The organism is Pantoea sp. ANP04, from assembly GCF_041982285.1.
GTDB classification, from domain to species: domain Bacteria; phylum Pseudomonadota; class Gammaproteobacteria; order Enterobacterales; family Enterobacteriaceae; genus Pantoea; species Pantoea eucalypti.
The window spans coordinates 1-569 of sequence record NZ_JAUTYS010000114.1 but is presented as its reverse complement, the minus strand read 5'-3'; the positions used below and the strand labels follow the sequence as shown (position 1 = coordinate 569).

2 protein-coding genes are annotated in these 569 nt (G+C 61.3%); both read left to right on the top strand.

Annotated features, from left to right (window positions below; translation table 11 throughout):
• Positions 1-269, top strand: a 269-nt coding sequence (locus tag Q7C21_RS22615; RefSeq protein ID WP_375151178.1) for a PACE efflux transporter, incomplete at its 5' end; no start/stop codon positions are given.
• Positions 270-369: 100 nt separating this feature from the next.
• On the top strand, positions 370-569 hold a 200-nt coding region (locus Q7C21_RS22610), incomplete at its 3' end, for a glutathione S-transferase N-terminal domain-containing protein (RefSeq protein WP_375151177.1).

Below are 569 nucleotides of genomic sequence, written 5' to 3'. Positions count from 1 at the left end.
ACACCACGCTGTTCGAGCGCTGGGAAAGCCGTCAGCCGTCGCGCACCCGCACCGTCAAGCGGCGCATTGCCCATGCCGTGGGCTTCCAGTTGACCCTGATCGTGTTCCTGATCCCGCTCATCGCCTGGTGGATGAACATCAGCCTGGTGCAGGCCTTCCTCCTGGACCTGGCGCTGATCCTGTTCATCCCCTGCTACACCTTCGCCTTCAACTGGCTGTTCGACCGGGTCTTCGGTCTGCCGGCTTCAGCCCTGCCCGATCCGGCCTGAAGCTGGGCAAAACACCCCTGGAGGCAATTTGGCCGTCGCCGAGAACCTGGCTCGCTGATAGATTCCCATCGCCAACCTGTGCCACGAACAAGGAAGCGTCATGGGAACCCCCTGCAGAATTCTCGGTAAAGCCTCGTCCATCAACGTCAGGAAAGTCTTGTGGACCTGTGAAGAGCTGGACCTTTCCTACCAGCAGGAAGATTGGGGCAGCGGCTTCCAGTCGACCCACAGTCCCGAATTTCTCGCCCTCAACCCCAACGCCCAGGTCCCGGTGCTGATCGATGATGCCGGGGCCCTGTG